At 70.0% G+C, this 3,774-nt stretch carries 1 protein-coding gene; it reads right to left on the reverse strand.

The genetic code is table 11. The features are described from left to right. The coding region (locus ACIP0B_RS28110) for an amino acid adenylation domain-containing protein (RefSeq protein ID WP_400838393.1) at positions 1–3,774 on the reverse strand (3,774 nt) is incomplete at both ends.

The raw sequence follows: 3,774 nt of genomic DNA on the forward strand, positions 1-3,774 counted from the left end.
GCCTGGTACAGCGCCGTCAGCTCGCGGGTCAGCACGCCCATGGACCAGCCGTCGGTGACGATGTGGTGCAACGTCAGCAGCAAGACGTGGTGATCGTCGGCCATGCGCACCAGCCGTCCGCGGATCAGCGGATCGTCCTCCAGGTCGAACGGTGCCGACGCTTCACCCTCGATCAACGCCAGCAAGGCCTCGTCGGCCTGCGGGTGCCGGCGCAGGTCCTCGGTCTGCAATGGCAGGCCGCTGTCCACCGGGGCGATCAGCACCTGCGCTTCGTCATTGAACTGGGCGAAGCGGCTGCGCAAGGTTTCGTGACGGGCGACGATCCGCGCCAGCGAGCGTTGCAGCGCGTCCTCGTCGAGGGCTCCGCGCAGGCGCAGGGCAATCGGGATGTTGTAGGCGGTGTTGGCCCCTTCCATTTGCGACAGGAACCACAGCCGCTGCTGGGCGAACGACAGCGGCAACGCCTGGTCGCGCGGCGCCGGCACGATGTCCGGCAACGTGCTGCGGCCCGCACGGGACAGCACCTCGGCCACGGCGGCCAGTTCGGCGTTGGCGAACAGGTCGCTCAGCGCCAGTTCCACGCCCAGGCGCTGACGCACCTGGGACACCATGCGCATCGCCAGCAGCGAGTGCCCGCCCAGTTCGAAGAAGTGGTCGTGGCGCCCCACCCGTTCGACCTGCAACACCTCGGCCCACACCTGCGCCAGGGCGTTTTCCAGCTCGCCCTGCGGCGCCTCGTACTCGCGGGTGAACAGCGCGCTGCGCTCAGGTTTGGGCAAGGCCTTGCGGTCGAGCTTGCCGTTGGCGGTCAGCGGCAACGCGTCGAGCCGGACGAACGCCGTCGGCACCATGTACTCCGGCAGTTGCGTGAGCAGGTGCGCACGCAACTCGCCCACCTCCAGCGGCTCGACCTGTGCCTGGGCGGTGAAGTACGCCACCAGGCGCACCTGGCCGGGCTCGTCTTCGCGGGCCAGCAGCACCGCCTCCTGGATCCCCGGCAGGTGGTTGAGGCGGCTCTCGATCTCGCCCAGCTCGATGCGCACGCCGCGGATCTTCACCTGGTCGTCGTTGCGCCCCAGGTACTCGATGGAGCCGTCCTCGCGCCAGCGCGCCAGGTCGCCGGTGCGGTACATCCGGCCGGGGTTGAACGGGTCTTGCAGGAAGCGTTCTTCGGTCAGCTCCGGACGGTTCAGGTAGCCCCGGGCGACCCCGGCGCCGCCGACGTACAGCTCGCCGGCCACGCCGATCGGCACCGGGCGCTGCTGTTCGTCGAGCAGGTACACCGTGGCGTTGGCCACCGGGCGGCCGATGTGCAGGGTCTGCCCCACCTCGATCCGGCCCGAGGTGGCGACCACCGTGGCCTCGGTCGGGCCGTAGTTGTTGACCACGTCGAAGGTCTGGCTGCGGCCGAACTGGCGCAGGCGGTCGCCGCCGATCAGCAGCGTGCGCAGGGTCGGATGTTCGATGTTCTGGCCGAAGGCGTACTCGGCCACCGGGGTCGGCAGGAAGCTGACGTCCAGCGGCTGCTCGCGCCACCAGCCGAGCAGCGCGTCGATGTCTTCGGTGCCTTCATGGACTGGCGCCAGGTGCAGGGTCGCGCCCGCGCACAGCGCCGGCCAGACCTCCCAGGCCATGGCGTCGAAGCCGAAGCCGGCCAGGCTTGAGGTGTGGCGCCCGGCGCACAGGTCGAACGCCGCGCAGTGCCAGTCGATCAGGTTGCCCAGGGTCTGGTGCTCGACCATCACGCCTTTCGGCAGGCCGGTGGAGCCGGAGGTGTAGATCACGTAGGCCAGGTGTTCCGGGGTGAGGCCCGGCACCTGCGGGTTGCCGGCGTCGTCCGCCGGCCATTGCGCCAGGTCGAGGTCGAGCACCGGCACGTCCAGCGCCGGCAGCCGCTCGCGCAAACCGCTTTGGGTCAGCACCGCGACCGGGGCGCTGTCGCTGAGCAGGTACTCCAGGCGCTCGGCCGGGTGCGCCGGATCCACCGGCACGTAGCCGGCGCCGGCCTTGAGGATCCCCACCAGGCCGATCAGGGTGTCCAACCCGCGACGGGCGACGATGGCCACGCGGTCGTCAGGCCCCACGCCCAGCCCGGTCAGGTGCCGGGCCAGGGCGTTGGCCCGGCGGTTGAGGTCGGCGTAGGTCAGCTGCTCGCCGAGGAACGCGGCGGCCACGGCGTCGGGCCGCTGTTCGGCCTGGGCCTCGAAGCGTTGCTGGGTGGTGAGGCCTTGCGGATAGTCGGCGGCGGTGGCGTTGAAGCCGTGCAGCACCTGCTCGCGTTCCGCTGCCGTCAGGATCGTCAGTTGATCGATCGGCAGGTTCGGAGACTGCTCCAGCGCAAGCGCCAGGCGCTCCAGCGCGCCGTGCATGTATCCGCAGATCCGCCGGGCCTCGATCCCCGCCCCGGTCAACGCCGTCAGGCTGAAGTCCTCGCCCAGGTCATCGACGCTGAGGGTCACGGGATAGTTGGTGTGCTCCTCGGCCTCCAGCAATCGCATGCCCTGCCAGGCGCGCTCCGCCTCGGCAGAGGCAGAACCTTGCGGTGCGCTGTGACGATAGTTGAGCAGCGTGCCGAACAGCGGCGTGCCCGGCGCCATGGCGCTGCAATGCTGCACCAGGGCCAGTTGCACATGTTCATGCTCCAGCAACTGGTTCAAGCGTTGCTGGACGGCCAGCGCGGCGGCCTTCACGGTTTGCCCGGTCAAGCCGATGCGCAGCGGCAAAGTATTGATGAACACCCCCGGCGAGCGCTCAACGCCCTCGCCGCCGTGCAGGCGGCCGAGCAGGACGGTGCCGAACACCACGTCGTCGCGGCCCGCCAGTTGCCCCAGCACCTGGGCCCAGGCCAGGTGCATCAGGCTGGCGACGCTGATGCCCAGGCGCCGGGCCTGGCGCCGCAGCGTACGGCTGAGCGGGTTGTCCAGCGTCAGGTGCGCCCGCGCCGTCTCGCCGCCCTGCGCGACATGGCGGCCATAGGGCACGGTCGCTTCCTCGACGTCGCCGAGCATCGCCCGGAAGAACGCCTCGTGCGCCCGGTCGTCGAGGCCCGAACGCGTGCGGGCCACATGGTTGCGGTAAGGCACCGGTTCCGCCAAGCGCTGCTCGTGACCGAGCAACACGGCGTTCATCTCGTGTTGCAGCACCTCCAGCGCCACATGGTCCATCACCAGGTGATGGAACAGCAGCAGCGCCACCACGCGCCGGTTGTCCGCATCCCAGGCATGCACCACGCGCAGCAGCGGCGCCTGATCCACGGCCATGCGGTAATGGCGAACATCGAACCGCGCGCGCAATTGCGTCAACGCGTCCCCCGCCCCGGCCGCAAGGTCCAGCGTTTCGCTCACCAGCGACGCCTGGCGCCAGACCACCTGCACCGGCTCGTCCAACCCTTCGTGGAAGAACGACGTGCGCAGGATGTCGTGACGGTCGATCACATGCTGCAAGGCTTCGGCGAACGCGTTCAGGCGCTGCTCGTCGGCAAAGGCGAACTGCGCCTGCAGCACGTACGGATCGCCCTCGGTGGCCGTCAGGTGATGGAACAGGATCCCGGCCTGCAACGGCGCCAGCGGGTAAATGTCCTGCACGTTGGTCGCGCCGCCGGGAACGCCGGCGACGATGCGGTCGATGTCGGCCTGTCCGAGCGCGACCAGCGGCAACAGCTCAGGCGTGATCCGCCGGCAGTCCGGCGCGATGCGGTTGGCCGGCACTTCGGCTTCCGGCGCCCCGCCGACGGCGGCCGCCAGTGCGGCGAGGGTCGGCTGGTTGAACAGCACG

The sequence above is a fragment of the Pseudomonas sp. NPDC089534 genome (assembly GCF_044749305.1).
In the GTDB taxonomy this organism is placed as follows: Bacteria; Pseudomonadota; Gammaproteobacteria; order Pseudomonadales; family Pseudomonadaceae; genus Aquipseudomonas; species Aquipseudomonas ekonensis.